Annotated in this window: 18 protein-coding genes and 1 pseudogene; 8 read left to right on the top strand and 11 right to left on the bottom strand. The window is 42.4% G+C overall.

Going from position 1 to position 14,438, the window contains the following annotated elements; all coding sequences use genetic code 11:
- Window positions 1-229: 229 nt before the first annotated feature.
- Entirely contained in the window at window positions 230-1,168 is a 939-nt protein-coding gene (locus FZC78_RS19610; RefSeq protein WP_148941771.1) for a TRM11 family SAM-dependent methyltransferase, read from the top strand.
- Window positions 1,169-1,251: 83 nt separating this feature from the next.
- Here FZC78_RS19610 and FZC78_RS19605 read toward each other — a convergent pair whose 3' ends face one another.
- The 3 genes from FZC78_RS19605 to FZC78_RS19595 form a co-directional block, all read right to left on the bottom strand.
- Entirely contained in the window at window positions 1,252-1,527 is a 276-nt protein-coding gene (locus FZC78_RS19605; protein ID WP_148941769.1) for a hypothetical protein, read from the bottom strand.
- Window positions 1,528-1,621: 94 nt separating this feature from the next.
- Window positions 1,622-1,810 carry a hypothetical protein gene (locus FZC78_RS19600; RefSeq protein WP_148941768.1) on the bottom strand — a complete coding sequence of 63 codons (189 nt, stop codon included), beginning with the start codon at window positions 1,808-1,810 and terminating at the stop codon, window positions 1,622-1,624.
- Between the two features lie 99 nt (window positions 1,811-1,909).
- Window positions 1,910-2,161, bottom strand: a complete 252-nt coding sequence (locus tag FZC78_RS19595) for a hypothetical protein (protein ID WP_148941767.1) — start codon at window positions 2,159-2,161, stop codon at window positions 1,910-1,912.
- Between the two features lie 74 nt (window positions 2,162-2,235).
- On the opposite strand from FZC78_RS19595, the gene FZC78_RS19590 reads away from it, so the two are divergent.
- The gene (locus FZC78_RS19590) at window positions 2,236-3,948 is read left to right on the top strand and encodes an ABC transporter ATP-binding protein (protein WP_187445028.1); all 1,713 of its coding nucleotides are present in this window, start codon (window positions 2,236-2,238) and stop codon (window positions 3,946-3,948) included.
- A 174-nt stretch (window positions 3,949-4,122) separates the two neighbouring features.
- Here the strand turns inward: FZC78_RS19590 and FZC78_RS19585 are convergent, their stop codons facing one another.
- Window positions 4,123-5,589: an amidase gene (locus FZC78_RS19585; protein WP_148941765.1), complete on the bottom strand. Its 1,467-nt coding sequence runs from the start codon at window positions 5,587-5,589 to the stop codon at window positions 4,123-4,125.
- Window positions 5,590-5,794: 205 nt separating this feature from the next.
- On the opposite strand from FZC78_RS19585, the gene ypfJ reads away from it, so the two are divergent.
- Window positions 5,795-6,640, top strand: coding sequence for a KPN_02809 family neutral zinc metallopeptidase (gene ypfJ / locus FZC78_RS19580; protein ID WP_148941764.1), 846 nt, complete (start codon window positions 5,795-5,797; stop codon window positions 6,638-6,640).
- 224 nt (window positions 6,641-6,864) lie between these two features.
- On the opposite strand, the gene FZC78_RS19575 is transcribed toward ypfJ, so the two are convergent.
- The 3 genes from FZC78_RS19575 to FZC78_RS19565 form a co-directional block, all read right to left on the bottom strand.
- Window positions 6,865-7,416, bottom strand: coding sequence for a YhcN/YlaJ family sporulation lipoprotein (locus tag FZC78_RS19575; protein WP_148941898.1), 552 nt, complete (start codon window positions 7,414-7,416; stop codon window positions 6,865-6,867).
- Window positions 7,417-7,493: 77 nt separating this feature from the next.
- Window positions 7,494-8,294, bottom strand: a complete 801-nt coding sequence (locus FZC78_RS19570; protein WP_148941763.1) for a cytochrome c oxidase assembly protein — start codon at window positions 8,292-8,294, stop codon at window positions 7,494-7,496.
- Entirely contained in the window at window positions 8,284-8,757 is a 474-nt protein-coding gene (locus FZC78_RS19565) for a DUF2243 domain-containing protein (protein ID WP_148941762.1), read from the bottom strand. Before FZC78_RS19565 ends, FZC78_RS19570 begins: the two co-directional genes overlap by 11 nt.
- A 182-nt stretch (window positions 8,758-8,939) precedes the next feature.
- Here FZC78_RS19565 and FZC78_RS23895 point away from each other — a divergent pair, with 182 nt between their 5' ends.
- On the top strand, window positions 8,940-9,080 hold the full coding sequence (locus FZC78_RS23895) for a hypothetical protein (protein ID WP_187445027.1): 141 nt from the start codon (window positions 8,940-8,942) through the stop codon (window positions 9,078-9,080).
- Between the two features lie 144 nt (window positions 9,081-9,224).
- On the opposite strand, the gene FZC78_RS19560 is transcribed toward FZC78_RS23895, so the two are convergent.
- The 3 genes and pseudogenes from FZC78_RS19560 to FZC78_RS19550 form a co-directional block, all read right to left on the bottom strand.
- A complete protein-coding gene (locus FZC78_RS19560; protein ID WP_148941761.1) occupies window positions 9,225-9,776 on the bottom strand; it encodes a flavodoxin family protein in 552 nt (183 codons plus the stop codon).
- A gap of 338 nt (window positions 9,777-10,114) precedes the next feature.
- Complete coding sequence (locus tag FZC78_RS19555) at window positions 10,115-11,221, bottom strand: aminopeptidase (protein ID WP_148941760.1); 1,107 nt, start codon at window positions 11,219-11,221, stop codon at window positions 10,115-10,117.
- 206 nt (window positions 11,222-11,427) lie between these two features.
- Window positions 11,428-11,829 (bottom strand): annotated as a pseudogene (locus FZC78_RS19550) (anti-sigma regulatory factor).
- A gap of 852 nt (window positions 11,830-12,681) precedes the next feature.
- On the opposite strand from FZC78_RS19550, the gene FZC78_RS24635 reads away from it, so the two are divergent.
- The 4 genes from FZC78_RS24635 (at window position 12,682) to FZC78_RS23890 (ending at window position 14,009) form a co-directional block, all read left to right on the top strand.
- Window positions 12,682-12,810: a hypothetical protein gene (locus FZC78_RS24635; RefSeq protein WP_286365509.1), complete on the top strand. Its 129-nt coding sequence runs from the start codon at window positions 12,682-12,684 to the stop codon at window positions 12,808-12,810.
- A gap of 74 nt (window positions 12,811-12,884) precedes the next feature.
- Window positions 12,885-13,202, top strand: a complete 318-nt coding sequence (locus tag FZC78_RS19545; protein WP_148941759.1) for a hypothetical protein — start codon at window positions 12,885-12,887, stop codon at window positions 13,200-13,202.
- Window positions 13,203-13,314: 112 nt separating this feature from the next.
- Window positions 13,315-13,611: a hypothetical protein gene (locus tag FZC78_RS19540; RefSeq protein WP_148941758.1), complete on the top strand. Its 297-nt coding sequence runs from the start codon at window positions 13,315-13,317 to the stop codon at window positions 13,609-13,611.
- Window positions 13,612-13,787: 176 nt separating this feature from the next.
- Window positions 13,788-14,009: a hypothetical protein gene (locus FZC78_RS23890; protein ID WP_187445026.1), complete on the top strand. Its 222-nt coding sequence runs from the start codon at window positions 13,788-13,790 to the stop codon at window positions 14,007-14,009.
- A gap of 222 nt (window positions 14,010-14,231) precedes the next feature.
- Here the strand turns inward: FZC78_RS23890 and FZC78_RS23885 are convergent, their stop codons facing one another.
- On the bottom strand, window positions 14,232-14,399 hold the full coding sequence (locus tag FZC78_RS23885; protein ID WP_187445025.1) for a hypothetical protein: 168 nt from the start codon (window positions 14,397-14,399) through the stop codon (window positions 14,232-14,234).
- Between the last annotated feature and the right edge of the window lie 39 nt (window positions 14,400-14,438).

The raw sequence follows: 14,438 nt of genomic DNA, 5'->3' as shown, positions 1-14,438 counted from the left end.
AGTCAATATCGAATGGTTTTGGTCAGGGGAGGGGCTGCTTCGCCAAGTAAGATGATCAGAAAATGCCGGGTGGTCGATAGAATGGCGATTAAGGCTGATAGAATGAGCGCAAACTGGTTGATAAAAGAGTAGAACTGGTCGATAGAATGCCAAAATTGGTTGATAGAAAATGGCTTGCAGAAAACATTCTAAAGCATTTGCCTGCAGCGGTGAATATAAGGAGGAGTTCATGAAGTACCTATATAACTATGCCTGGGAAAAAAATGAAGAACACCTGTGTTTAATGGAGAAACGAGCATTCTTTGGTCAAGCGGCAGATTCCGGGCCTGGACCGGTGGTGAGTTCAGTGGAAATCGATCCCAGCAGAAGCCCGTTTATACGAGAAAGAATAAGTGTGCTCTGTGAAGGAGATAACCTGGAACATTTAATCATCAGACTTAAAGAATTGCCTGAAATTCAACCCTCTTTTAAGGTGGTTTTTATCCAGGAGCCTGATTCTATTATTGATAAAAAAACGAGATTTAAAGCACGCCGTGATATTGAGCGCAGAATTGGACTGGAACTTAAAGGAGAAGCTGATTTGATCGATCCTCAGCTTGTCTTCGGCGTCATGAAAGTCAGCGGAAGATGGATATTCGGTGAGTATGTAAAGAATGAAGCCGTCTGGCTGCAGCATCAGTGGAAGCCCAACAGTTATTCCACGGCGCTTGGGACCCGGGTCGCCAGGGCAGTCGTCAACATTGCTGCTCCTGATCCTGCTGGAAAAAAAGTCATCGATCCCTGCTGCGGCATTGGAACCGTACTGATCGAAGGACTGTCAATGGGCATCGATATTACAGGCAGTGATATCAACCACCTCGTGATTCCGGGTGTAAGAGAGAATATGGAGTATTTCGGGTTAGAAGGATCAGTTGAGAGACGGGATATAAGGGATGTCGAGGGAGAGTATGATGCAGCCATCATCGACCTTCCCTATAATCTTTGTTCCGTCATTACTGAACAGGGACAGCTGGAAATGTTTCAAAGTGCCCGCAGGTTTACCAAACGGTTAGTGGTCGTTACGATTGAAAAAGTAGACGAAGTCCTTGCTGCTGCCGGTTTTGAAATAACGGATCGCTGTATTGTCACCAAAGGGAATTTTCAGCGGGAAGTACTGGTATGTGTCTAAACTAAGCGGCATTATAACTGCCACACAAAAAATCTTGGGAACTTACCCAGGATTTTTTTATGTGTAAACCTTTTGCATTTAATTTAAATGAACAGCAAACTAGAAGCGGTTGTTAAAAATATAATGGCAAAACCGGCATGTACTGCAGACTTTTTTTGTTCTTTGGCAATAAAGCGTTCAATCGCATCAAGAAGAGACCTTACGCCTAAGAATATAAATAAAGTTCCTACATACAACAAATCAAACTCATTTAGAATTGTAAGAGAAAGCAGGATTGTTAATATAACCAGCATTACAACGTCAATAACTTTAAACAGTTTAGAACTTTCCTGTTCGTTCTTTTCAAAAAACAATCCCATCACAGTTCCTCCAATTCCATAAATCCCTCGGAACCAATTTTACTGCCCATACAATATTCATTCAACTGGTTCAGGTGAGCGTGCACACAAAGTATCATTTTGCCCTAAAGATCCATTCACTTGTGAGTACAGCTAAAATAATGGCGGCTAGTATTAAAATGAATTCATATACAGTGTATTCCATATCAAATGTTGTTACTAGGTAAGGCAAGGCATTTAAATATAAGGCAATTAATAAAAGAATAACAGCATATTTCAAAATCTTCTTCATGGAACGTTTCAAAATTCCTATCCTCCTATCTTATTGAACTTCAAGTCCTTTCCTTATGCAAAGGGCGGCTGTTTGTTCAGCAAACGCCAGCTTTAATCCTCCAGAGGAATATTACATATTCACCAATATGGCAGTAACAATGACTGATAATGAAGCCCAAATAATAAAGAGAATAGCTGCAAGATGAGGAGATCCTTCATCATTGACAGCTTTTATAAATGAGAGAATAAAGAAATACCCTGTCACTAAAAATAGAATTGCATATAAGAAAAACAAAATGTACCTTCCCTTCAGTAATTCTTTGAATAATTCATCCCTTATCTTACCATAAGCTTTTTCCAATAACCTTTCAGGAAAAAACAATTCCTTAGACACCCGAAATTAAGTATAATCAAAATGTATGAAATTATGAAAATATAAAAATGAGGTGTTCATCTGTGATTAAGCGTTTCTTCAGCTATTATCGTCCTCATAAAAAGCTGTTTTACATAGACTTTTTCTGTGCGATGCTGGTCGGCCTTCTCGAGCTGGGCTTTCCACTGGCCGTCTCCTATTTTATTGATGAGCTGCTGCCGGAAGGGAACTGGGCCACCATCACGGCGGTAAGTGCCGGGCTTTTGACCCTTTACGTGATGAGTTCCGGTATGCAGTTTGTCGTCAACTACTGGGGACATAAGCTGGGAATCAATATTGAAACCGATATGCGCCGTGAACTGTTCAATCATGTTCAGCGGCAGTCGTTCCGCTTTTTTGATAATACGAAAACGGGACATATTATGAGCCGGATCACCAATGACTTGATGGATATCGGCGAGCTTGCCCACCATGGGCCGGAGGATTTCTTCATTGCCATCATGACGTTCATTGGGGCGTTCTGGATCATGCTCACCATCAATGTGAAACTGGCGCTGGTGGCGATCATCATTGTTCCTTTCCTGGTCTGGCTGATTTCTTATTCCAACATTAAAATGAATGCAGCCTGGACGAAGATGTACGGAAATATTGCCGATGTAAATGCACGCGTGGAGGACAGTGTTTCGGGAGCCCGCGTGGTTCAATCTTTTACAAATGAAGAATATGAAAAAGAGCGCTTCAATACAAACAACCTGTTCTTCCGTAAGACGAAGCTCCAGGCGTACAAAGTGATGAGCTGGAATCTGTCTGGTATTTATATCACGACGAGAGTCATGACGCTTGTTATCTTGGTGTACGGGGCATGGCTCAGCTTTACAAATGAGCTGTCGTATGGGGAACTTGTCGCTTTTATACTGTATCTGAATGCTCTTTTTAAACCAATTGATAAAATCAGTGCTCTGCTCGAGTTGTATCCGAAGGGGATGGCTGGCTTCAAGAGGTTCGCGGAGCTGATGGACGCGGAGCCGGATATCGAAAACAAACCGGATGCAGTGGACGTTCCTGCTTTAAAAGGAAATATCCGCTTCAATAATGTAAGCTTTGGTTATGAAAACAATCGGACCATCTTGAATGACATGTCCTTCTCTATCACAGCTGGAACGACTGTCGCATTCGTCGGTCCTTCAGGGGCAGGGAAAACGACAATCTGCTCATTGATTCCGCGCTTTTATGATGTCGAGGGAGGCGCGATTACAGTCGACGGCATTGATATCCGCGATATGACGAAAGAGTCACTTCGGGCCAATATTGGAATCGTGCAGCAGGACGTCTTCTTATTCACAGGAACCCTGAGAGAAAATATTGCGTACGGCAGACTTGGGGCTTCGCAGAAAGACATTGAAGAAGCTGTCCGTAAAGCCCATCTGACTGAACTGGTCGCCTCGCTACCGGATGGCTACGACACCCAGATTGGTGAAAGGGGACTGAAGCTTTCCGGCGGCCAGAAACAAAGGCTGGCGATTGCCCGGATGTTTCTGAAAGATCCTTCGATTCTCATTCTGGATGAAGCAACTTCCGCACTTGATACCGAAACAGAAGCCATCATTCAGGAAGCTCTTAATGACCTTTCAAAAGACAGAACTACGCTGATCATCGCCCATCGATTGGCTACTATTAAAAAGGCCGACCGCATCATGGTCATTACCGAAAATGGCATCGCAGAAGACGGTTCACATGCCGAACTCCTGTCTCAGCACAATGGCATCTTTGCCAAACTGCATGCTCATCAGCATTAAAACCTAAGAAGCGCTCCATTCGGATGAATGGAGCGTTTTCTTGTTTAGTTGGACTTTCGTGCTTTAAAGCACGAAGAGGGACAGTCCCTTTTCGCACATTAAAGCAAAGAAGCACCTGCCGTATACAATCAGCAGGTGCTTAAAAATTTATCGACACATTCCGGGGCGTGACTGTCACCCAAACACAGGAGGCTTGCGGTGCTTCGTACCCTGCTCATAACCAAAAGCGATTTCAAGCAGAACGGGTTCACTGTAAGCACCTCCGGTAAAAGTAATTCCGACGGGTTCACCTTCTGGACTGAAGCCTGCGGGAACAGTGATGGATGGGTAACCGGCCTTGGCGGGAATCATCGCACCATAATTATTCGGGAATACGATGGCATCCAGCCTATGTTCTTTCATGACAGCGTCAATACCGTTCTTTTTGGATAAGTATTGATCTTTTTCCAGGCTCTTTAGATAAACGGGATCAAGCAGGCCTTTTGTTGCTTCAGATTCTTCCAGTACCTTTTGGCCGTATTTTAAAGCTGGTTCGCCCGTCTCCTTGTTGAAGCGGATGATGTCACTTAAGTTGCGGATGCCGACAGCCGGATCGACCGTCTTTAAATAAGCGTTTATGCCAGATTTGAATTCATAAAGCAGGACATTGATATCCCAGTCGGCTTCTGTGGAAGGAATCTCTACAGAATCTATAACTTCTGCTCCCAGCTCGGCAAGCTTGTCAACAGCACGATTCATGATCTCCAGCTTAGCCTCATCCAGATAGTCAAAATAAACACTGCGCGCAACGCCTATCCGTTTGCCTTTAACTCCATCCGTTAAAAGGTGATTCGTATAATTGGTTTCCAGCAATTCATTGGAAGCTGTAATGGCATCTTTCTCATCCACCCCCTGAAGTGCCTGCAGCAAAACAGCAGCATCTGTAACCGTGCGTGCCATTGGGCCGGCCGTATCCTGTGTATGAGAAATAGGAATGACACCCGTCCGGCTGATCAGTCCGACAGTCGGCTTGATTCCAACCAGCGAATTTTGGCTGGCCGGACTTAAAATCGATCCGGATGTTTCCGTTCCGACGGATACAACCGCGAGATTGGCCGCAATCGCAGCTGCTGATCCTGCACTGGACCCGCCCACCATGAAATCAGCTCCATATGGATTCAATACCTGGCCGCCTCTTGAACTGTAGCCGGTCGGCATCTTTTCCCCCATAAAATTAGCCCATTCCGTCAAGTTTGTTTTTCCGAGAATGACTGCACCTGCTTCACGCAGTTTCCTGACAAGGAAGGCATCTTCCTTCGCATAAGATTCAGCGAGAGCCAGTGAACCCGCACTCGTATGCATGTTATCTCCAGTATCGATATTATCTTTGATCACGACAGGAATACCGTGAAGCGGGCCTCGGCTTCCTTTCGTTTTTCTCTCATAGTCCAGGGAAGCAGCGATATGCAGGGCCTCAGGATTAACTTCAATCAAAGAATTGATGGCCGTTCCTGACTGATCGATCTCGGAAATTCTGTCTAGATACATCAATACCAAGTCCTGAGAGCTGACTTCCTGATTATCCAATTTGAGCTGGATGTCTTCAATTGTTGCTTCTATTAGCCAATCGTTCTTTAATTTTTCCAAGCGGGAATCGATCATAAGATTCTTCCTTTCTTTTATAAAAAATAAATGGGTCATTTGTGTTCAGAGGGGATTGGACGGAGGCGCAGTAATTCCTCCCAAACAAAATCTCTACCGTTAGTATACTATTAAAGCAAGGTGAATCCCTTTTTCAGGAACTCAAGAAATATTTCAGCGTAACCCGGGTATAAGTAATACATCAACATAGACGGGAGGATACACGATGAAATGGAAAGGAAGACGAGGAAGCTCTAATGTAGAAGACCGCCGCGGAATGGGAGGGAAAACCATTGCAGCAGGAGGAGGGATCGGCGGAATCATCCTGGTTCTTCTGTTCACTTTTCTTGGCGGGGACTCAGGTGCGCTTTTGAACGGCTTCGGCGGAACAACCACTCAGAGCGGGGAACCGTATCAGGCCACAGAACAGGAAGAGGAACTGGCTGATTTTGTATCAGTAGTGCTGGCGGATACTGAGGAAGTATGGACTGATATTTTTGAAGAGCAGGGCATGACGTACAAGGAACCGACACTTGTTCTGTATAACGACAGTGTTCAATCCGCATGCGGTACATCGAGTTCGGCAGTTGGACCATTTTATTGTCCTGGTGATCAGAAGCTTTATATCGATCTCAGTTTTTATAGGGAGCTTCAGCAGAAATTTCAGGCTCCAGGTGATTTTGCAATGGCATACGTGATTACCCATGAAGTCGGCCATCATGTACAGACATTACTTGGGACCAGTGATGAAATCATGCCGCTCCGCAATCAATTAAGCGAGACGGAATTCAATAAATACCTCGTCAGGTTTGAACTTCAGGCAGATTACTATGCAGGGGTGTGGGCGCATCATGCACAAGGAATGGATCTGCTGGAAGAGGGAGACCTCGATGAAGCCCTGACAGCAGCGAGCGCTGTAGGAGATGACACCATTCAGGAAAGGGCAAGGGGGTATTCAGTGCCGGAAAGCTTCACGCATGGAACCTCTGAGCAACGGAAGAGCTGGTTCTATAAAGGGTATGAAAATGGAACCATTGAGGGCGGAGATACATTTAAAACCAGAGATCCATAAGTGGGAGATTTAAAACAAAACCCCGCAAGAGAACCAAAATTCTCAAACGGGGTTTCCTTGATAATTAGGAAATTGGATAACTTTAACTATGTTATCCGTGTCTAGCTTCGGCGCCTAGCCCCTCGGGGTCAAATAACCCAAAGAGAATAAAAGGAAAGCCCGCCTTTTTTTCTCTTTGGAACATTTGCCTGTCGGGGCTGTGCAAGGCGCCTGCGCTTTTCAAATTATCGTGCGTTCGGAAAAATCCTTCTAGTCATTTCACCGAATTCATCAAACAATCCTTCAACTGGCTCTCCATTTTGAAGGTCATCTCCATAGCCCCTCATTCTTTCAACAAAATCAGGATTTGAAGATACGTACACGTTTTCAATGTTCTGCTCTGTATCTTTTACAGCTTTAGCAACCTTCTTCTCGATGTCTTTCGTGACTTCACCTTCAGAATTATCTTCAAGCATGACGGCAACAAAAGCATTGTTCTCCGTCATGATGACATTCGCCTGTTTGACTTCTTTAAGGTCGTTCACTTTTTTAGCTGCCTTTTCAGACGACTCCATTCTTCCTTCACCGTTATTCATGTTATCGCCAAACATACCGTTATTGCCATTATTCCCGTTGTTTTGTCCGTTCATGTCATTGGCATTATTTCCATTGTTGTAGCCGACATTCTCAGGCTGAAGATTGTTATTACCAGCATCATTTCCTCCATTAGCCATTCCGCATCCTGCCATTAGGAACAAGCCTGTCAATACGACCATAAACCTTTTAAGGTTTTTCATCATTTTCCCTCCAAATCTAATATTGTTCAAGGATAGATTTTGCAGGAGAATGAAAAACTATGCATATTTTAAAAAAGTTATATACTTCTGGCGGAGCCAGGTCTGCCAAATCTATGTGACACTTGGTTCTTGTACCACTCCAGGCATAAAAGAAAAATGATGACCAGATCGATGGCATCCCCGCCATAATACATCAACAGAGCCCCGGTCTCCGAGTCTCCCGCCGTTACCCCTGCAGGCGGGTTTCCATAAAGAAACTTAGCTAGAATGCCATGACTCGCAAGGGCGAGGACCAAGACAACAGAACGATAATAAATCGATGGTTTGTGAGGCACTGGATCATATGTGACCATGGAAACAGTGAAGAGGTATCCTGCCAGGAAAATATGGATATGGATGAGTACAAGCAAAAACCAATTATGATGCATGACCTGGTACAGGCTGGTTGTATACAAAATCCATAACCCTCCCATATTGAGCAGAGAAGCCGTAATGGGGTCAGTCAAAAGCCTGACAGGAGTACTTTTTAAGATGAAAGTAAACTGCCGCGCCACTCTGACATTCACCGTTCTTAGCAACAGAGTAAGCGGAGCCGATATAACAAGGAGCAGAGGAGCGAGCATTCCCAGTAGCAAATGAGCAGCCATATGATAGGTGAAGCTGGAATGTGCACCTTCAGCAATCGGTCCAATGACAGAGGCAGCAGCGCAGCTCATTCCGGCAATCCCAAAAAAAATCCGATGCATCGGCCAGGGGCTGTACTTCATATTGGAACGTTTAACGGCAAACAAGTATAACAGCATCGCTGCAGCAAATGTCATTAAAGCCGCTATACTGTCAGCGCCCATACCAGCATGATGAATGTGCTCATTGGCCATTTGCCAGCTCTCCTTTTTGGTCCTTGTTTTCTTTCCCCGTCTTAAGTGTTATTAAAATTCCTGCCAGTAACAGCACAGCGGCAATGATGTTCCAAACCCAGTCATATACCCACAAATTATCCACATAACGGATTTGGTGGATTCTCATGACTTTGTGCTGAATGGTCCCATCATACAATTGAAAGCCCCCGCTGCCCAGCAGTATCCCGCCCCACCATCTCTTCAGCCAAAAAGTCTGTTTACGGCGAAGGTCGGCGAGCATGAATAACCCGGCAATAGTGGCAAACCAATTGAAGGCATGAAACAATCCATCAGAGACAAGCCCCATGGCGGTGGTCGATTTGTCATAAAAATGGTGCCAGTGAAGGAGCTGGTGAAACACGGTTTCATCGACAAATGCAGCCAGTCCCAAACCAAAAAAGATTCCCGACAGCAGATTCCGGGATAAATTCGTACGCTTCATTTAAATGCCCTCCAAAAATTTATCTTTATACATTTTGGCCAAGTTATCAGGAATATAACGGCTCTCTCTTATGAATTATTTTAATTTACAGAATAATTACCTTATTTATGGTAAAATAAACAGTAAGCACACCCCTTGAAGCTGAAGTTCATCCGAGGGAAACATAAAAGGAGGACTGACCCATGTTGTGGTGGACATTTGGATTGATATTGTTCTTTTCAATCATCGTTAATTTATTCAGACCAAGAAAAAATTTTGAGGATAAGGAAAATGTGATCCAGGAAGAGGAAAGAGCCAAAGCACAGAGCTGGTTTGGGGGCTGAGGTCTTGACATAAGTGTCCTTTTATCTGGAGAAAGCATTAAAAAGACGCAGATCCCTTATTGGAAATCTGCGTCTATTTCTTTGCCTTCAAATTGTTTCTCATTCTAGATTGAAGCAAGACATGGTTCAATCAGATACACCATCCTATAGATCATCTGCGTCCCTAAACTGCTTATTCCATCTTTCGGCTTTTTTCAGGGAAGGAAGGTCATTCAATATGTCACCAGGCCTGACACCGGCACCTATCAGGTAATCCGTGAATTCCATATGGACAAACTCAAAAATGTAATTGAACTGCTGTACCAAAGGCAGTCCTTTGATGTTTGCACTGCTTCCGCCCGTGATGACGACATAAGCTTTTTTCTTTGCGAGCTCTTCCTTAAGGTTGAACCGCTCATCGCGAAGGTACTGAGACCAGCGATCAAAAAAATTCTTCATCGGCCCGCTCATTCCATACCAATAAAGGGGAGTGGCAAACAATAGGACATCATGCTCCAGCAACAGATGGACCAACTCTTCGTAATCATCATTGACTGGGGAGAAGCCTTCTTCCGTATGTCTCATATCGGTGATCGGCTCTATACTTTTATCAGCTAAAGATACGATTGTATGATCGGTTCCCTCCAGTATCTTGTTTGCCAGGTACTCCGAATTGCCGTTCTTCCTGGTGCTCCCCAACAAAGCTAAAATCTTCATCAGCATACACTCCTCTTTCTGCTCTTATGTAGTATATTTCAGAAAGCCCATTCTGTTTCCAATAGTTCGGGATGCATTTTAAAAATAACAGAATTTATTCACACATGCCTGCCTATCTCTTTTTACATAAGGATGTTTTCGCAGTGATTGTGGTGATTTTAAAAGTACCAATAAAGAGACCGTACGTCTTCCCTATTCATCCATTTACATATAAAAGACTGATAAAAGTGCATTTAAAAGCAACGATCTTTTAGAAAGGAGCATATAAAAAACAAGCACAGAACCGAGGAGGGTGCTGTGCTTGTTTCTTAAGCTTCATATTAAACGTCCGTGTTCTGTTATAGGAGCGCCTCGGCATTCAATCCAGCCAGCGAGTCAACGACAAAGCGGCCGTCTTTGCTGATCAGCACGCCGTCAAAATAGACTTCTCCGCCACCGAACTCAGGCTTCATCATTAAGACGATATCCCAGTGAATAGAGGACTTATTGCCATTATCGGCTGCGTCATAGGCTTCGCCAAGAGCAAGATGAAGGCTGCCGTTAATTTTTTCATCAAAGCCGATATCATTCATAATGTGGTTGATATGGGGATTGATCCCCAGTGCAAACTCACCTATGAACCGGGCGCCGTCATCTGAATCGAGGAGTTCGTTTAGTTGCTGATTATTGTCACTTTTGCAGTCGGTAATTTTGCCGTTCTCAAAGGTTAGCTGGATATTCGAAAATGTTTGTCCGGCATAGATGGATTTCGTGTTAAAGGTGATATTGCCATTTACCGAGTCTTTGACAGGAGCTGTAAAGACTTCGCCATCGGGAAGATTTATTTTGCCGTCACATTTGATGGCTGGAATATCTTTTATTGAGAAGGTAAGATCCGTGCCAGGTGCGAGAATGCGGACATTCTCTGTACTGTTCATCAGCTCAACCAGCGCATCCATTGCTTTGGACATTTTGCTGTAATCCATCGTACACGTTTCATATAGAAAGTCCGTGTAGGCTTCCGTGCTCATCTCAGCCAGCTGGGCGTATGCTTTAGTCGGGATATTGAACAGCACCCATTTCTTTTTCAGTTGTTCATCGCTGACAGCTTTATAGGCTTGACGGTAGACATTCCTTTTTTCAGAAGGGATATCTGCAAACTCTGAAATGTTGTTTTCTCCTAATATGAGGATGACGGCATCCATTTCTTTCATTTGAGCCAGCTTATGTTTAGCGTCTGCCTCGAATTGTTCTTTGGTACCTGAAAGCATCATTCTGCGGTTGATTCGATAATCTGTCTGTTCGACAAATACTTGCCCGCCGGCTTTAAAGACTTCGTTCATGAAAGGAGCAATGTAATTATAATCATGGATATCCAGTGCCTCAATCAGTACTTTCTGGCCCTCTTGGACATTCAGGGAGTACCGGACAACTGTTTGTGCGAGAGTATGTAATCTTGAGTCCATTCTGCTGACCCCCTTGTAATGAATAATGACATAAAACAACCGCTGCATAGCCGGATGTTTTGGTGAAAAAAACTTACGTACTCAATTCTAGCACATGCAACATAAGGAATATATGCTTTTTCATGGATAGGACTTTGCACGAGTTGAGACAAACGCGATTGAGTTTATGCCTGGAGATAGGTGAAAACGGAAGTGCAGTAAGGGGGTTAACGAAGCCATTTTACTGTATTGATCCTTGTCCCCTCTTCAAAAGAAGAACTTATAGTGAACTCATCCATGATACTCTTCACACCAGGAAGGCCAGCCCCCAATCCGCCAGAAGTGGAATAGCCGATTTCCATTATTTTTTGGAGGTCAGCAATTCCAGGACCCGAATCTGCGGCATAAATTCTTATTCCGTTTTGGGAAGAGGATTGGTGTTTATAGACAATAATCTATCCGTGATAGGCATAAAAGTAGAGGTTTCTCGCCAATTCGCTGATGACCGTTATAATTCTTGTTTGATCAACTGTGCTGAAACCAAAATCTTTGGCAAAGCTCCGAGCAATATTTCGTGCAGCTGCAATATCTTTTAAATCCAAGATCTCTATCGTTGCCATAACTTCCATTTTACCCCTCCTGCTTACCAATTCATTGATGAAATTATATATGCTTCTGAGAGCTGTCACGAAAAAGAAATAATCATCTTCTATTTGGTATAGAACCGTAGTGTATCAGTACGAACAGTATAATACACTAAGACTATCATAAGGAATCTTGTATTAAACCTATGTAGCAAACCAGCCACTTTCTATAGGTGTGTTTTTTTATAAAGTTTTACTGTTTGCTTGGAGTGATCAGGAAAGAGAGCAAGCATCCTAAGTAGAGCTTCTTATCCTGGAATCTGTAGAAAAATGCTGGTCAGCGGAACATATAAGAAAGTAGTTTAGAAGAAGTTGAAGTGAATAGTATTCGCCGATATAAGCTTTACTGCTTTTCCTTGCAAAAGTGTTGAACAAGCTCGTGTAAAGTGGGGTTACAGAGCCAGAAGCTGATAAAGTGGCTGCTGAAGCTCTCCCCAGAACCATAAAAAAACAGCCTGATTATTTAGTAACGGGTTTACTTCAGAGGTGCAAACAAGTAGATATCAAAGTAAAACGGACTGGATTTCACAATGAAATTCACACTGCGTTTTTAATTGTTATAACTGCTCTCATTCGGGTTGCGACAGTTTAATCTTGCGAGAAATCACATCCCAATTCACAAGAGTGGAAATAATTATTGGAGGGTATGTGAATTTAGTGAGATTTACCGAGAGATTTTGGAGGACAAGACCAAAAGGTAATAAAGATATATGTTAAAATAAAGGTACGTCAAATAATTTAAAATATTCAATTTAATGAGAAGAATTATTAAATAACTGAAACTTTGCAATATGTAAAACGTAAAATCATAAAAGTGCTTTTTAGGAGGGGTTATCTTTGATGAAAATTATTGCTGCTTTGGCAGTTCCCATCCTCACAATAGTATCGTGGTTAGCGATTGGGTATTGGTCAAAATCAGCCGAGGATTTGGAGAATGTAAACAAGAAGCTAAATAATGACAATTAAATTAGACACTTGGCGTTTGCTGTAATAGCAGCCGCCTCTTTCTTAGTCAAGAAGAGAAGAAGGGGGTCTTGACGATGAAAAGAGCATTGAGCTTTATATTTTTAGTTTTTACATTATTACTAGTGGCTTGTGAAGAGGGCCCTTTCACCTCTACTTCTTCGATGTTGGTTGTTTCAGAGAAAGGTCATTCAAGCGACTACCAAGAATATTGGATTAAAGGTTATGACCCCAACAACCAAACAAAGGAAGAATCCTTTAAAGTTATAGTTCAAGAAGAGATGGCTTGGCACTTGATTGAGGAGAATAAAGAGTATATTTCTTCGTACACAAAAGAAGGGGATGGAGATTGGGTTCTGGGGCAAATTGAACCTAAAGGCACTGATAAAGAATAAACTTACTTCCTATTCCTGTGTGTGATTTTGGAACAATAGTCAGCCGCCAGTTATTTGGTGTGGAACTGGGAATGGAATTCATATTAAATTTTTATGTTAGGAATCTTATTGAATGAATTATATATTGTTAGGTGCAGGTGTAATTGTTTTATTATTTTCATTAAGGAATCTGACATTAATAGAACAAAGGGACAATCATTCCACCACACAAGAAATCAGGCAGAATGTTCGTCTTCTTCTGTACGGTATTCCACTAATTGGAGCATTGGCTTTTATCCCTTATCAGGTCTGGGTGATTACTGGGAAATCAGAGGATTGGGATGGTATGTTTATTATGGGAGGAACTGCTATTACAGCAATTATTCTTAGCTTCTTCATCTACTACAAAAGAAAATTGAAGTTCAATTAAAGTGAGCGTATTGCTGAAAAATCAACCACCTTTTGTTCAAGTAAAGGGCATGTTAATGGAACAATCCGAAACTAAATCATTGTGGTTTTCCGTCTAATTATTAGCATTAGTTATTATTTATGAAGGGATGAATTGTACATAAATTAGCTTAGCGTACTAAAGTAAGGGGTGTTTTTTTGGAGGAAAAGACCAACGGAAAAGCAGTTTCATCAATTTTGCTTGGTGCATTATCAACTGTTACACCCTATATTGGCATATTGCTTGGTGTAGTTGGGTTGGCGGGTTCTTTCATCGCACTAAAGGAAATTAAGAACAGTAGGCTAGACGAGGGAGTACATCAAAAAGGTGAAAGTATTGCAGTAATCGCAATAATACTTTGTATCATTGGGATATTATAAATTTTTATTCTATATTTCACTTTAAACAAACGGGTGCTTTAATAGAAGAAAGAGTTCAAAACAAAAGGCTTAGAGGAAATGTCCTCTAAGCCTTTTGGGTGTGTGCAATACACTGTGGTTTACGAAGTGATAATAACGTGATTTCCATTGTGATTAGGTCTTTTTTTTTGATGTTTGCACCTCACAAGTAAACCCGTCAATTATTTAGTCAGGAAGTTTTAATTATTGTTTAACTAATTCTTCTTCAAAGAAAAAAGTAGTGGGATACTCTTTTACGATATAAGAGTATCTTTTCATGTTTTTAACATATTGTGACTTGATGATGGTAACAGGTTCTTTAGAAGATTTAATGTTGACCTCATCCCCTACGTTGAATAGACATTTTCCCATGATCTCATCCTTCCGGGTTTTTTGTTAGTATAATAACCA

The sequence above is a fragment of the Rossellomorea vietnamensis genome (assembly GCF_008180415.1).
Taxonomy (GTDB): Bacteria; Bacillota; Bacilli; order Bacillales; family Bacillaceae_B; genus Rossellomorea; species Rossellomorea vietnamensis_C.
Note: the sequence above shows the minus strand (reverse complement) of the source record. Positions and strands in the feature narration are given on the sequence as shown.

What these genes read in the sequence shown, in the direction of transcription:
- FZC78_RS19575 (WP_148941898.1), bottom strand. Translation starts at nt 7,416, where the DNA reads ATGAAAAACCTTAAAAGGTTTATGGTCGTATTGACAGGCTTGTTCCTA.
- FZC78_RS19565 (WP_148941762.1), bottom strand. Translation starts at nt 8,757, where the DNA reads ATGAAGCGTACGAATTTATCCCGGAATCTGCTGTCGGGAATCTTTTTT.
- FZC78_RS19555 (WP_148941760.1), bottom strand. Translation starts at nt 11,221, where the DNA reads ATGGACTCAAGATTACATACTCTCGCACAAACAGTTGTCCGGTACTCC.
- FZC78_RS19605 (WP_148941769.1), bottom strand. Translation starts at nt 1,527, where the DNA reads ATGGGATTGTTTTTTGAAAAGAACGAACAGGAAAGTTCTAAACTGTTT.
- FZC78_RS19540 (WP_148941758.1), top strand. Translation starts at nt 13,315, where the DNA reads ATGAATTATATATTGTTAGGTGCAGGTGTAATTGTTTTATTATTTTCA.
- ypfJ (WP_148941764.1), top strand. Translation starts at nt 5,795, where the DNA reads ATGAAATGGAAAGGAAGACGAGGAAGCTCTAATGTAGAAGACCGCCGC.
- FZC78_RS23895 (WP_187445027.1), top strand. Translation starts at nt 8,940, where the DNA reads ATGTTGTGGTGGACATTTGGATTGATATTGTTCTTTTCAATCATCGTT.
- FZC78_RS19560 (WP_148941761.1), bottom strand. Translation starts at nt 9,776, where the DNA reads ATGAAGATTTTAGCTTTGTTGGGGAGCACCAGGAAGAACGGCAATTCG.
- FZC78_RS19585 (WP_148941765.1), bottom strand. Translation starts at nt 5,589, where the DNA reads ATGATCGATTCCCGCTTGGAAAAATTAAAGAACGATTGGCTAATAGAA.
- FZC78_RS19570 (WP_148941763.1), bottom strand. Translation starts at nt 8,294, where the DNA reads ATGGCCAATGAGCACATTCATCATGCTGGTATGGGCGCTGACAGTATA.
- FZC78_RS19545 (WP_148941759.1), top strand. Translation starts at nt 12,885, where the DNA reads ATGAAAAGAGCATTGAGCTTTATATTTTTAGTTTTTACATTATTACTA.
- FZC78_RS19610 (WP_148941771.1), top strand. Translation starts at nt 230, where the DNA reads ATGAAGTACCTATATAACTATGCCTGGGAAAAAAATGAAGAACACCTG.
- FZC78_RS23885 (WP_187445025.1), bottom strand. Translation starts at nt 14,399, where the DNA reads ATGGGAAAATGTCTATTCAACGTAGGGGATGAGGTCAACATTAAATCT.